Annotated in this window: 1 pseudogene; it reads left to right on the plus strand. The window is 70.4% G+C overall.

Features of this window, described 5'->3' with window-relative positions:
* A pseudogene (locus R0J87_RS22200) lies at nt 1-257 on the plus strand (hypothetical protein); the annotation flags it as partial.

Genomic DNA, 257 nt, shown 5'->3' on the forward strand with positions numbered 1-257 from the left:
CGATTCGCCATGAGCCAGGACGCTGTCGCGACGCCTGAGGCCGCCCCGCCCGACGATCGCCCCGCCGACGACATCCGTCGGGTGGCGATGGTGTCGCTGGGGTGCCCGAAGAACCTGGTGGACTCGGAGAAGATGCTGGGGCTGCTGGCGGAAGACGGGGTGCTGCCGGTGCCGCCCGAGGCGATGGAGGACGGCGGGGCCGACGCGGCGATCGTCAACACCTGCGGCTTCCTCGAAGCGTCCAAGGACGAGTCGAT

Origin of the sequence: Halomonas sp. SIMBA_159 (assembly GCF_046536035.1) — a bacterium.
Lineage (GTDB): Bacteria > Pseudomonadota > Gammaproteobacteria > Pseudomonadales > Halomonadaceae > Vreelandella > Vreelandella venusta_A.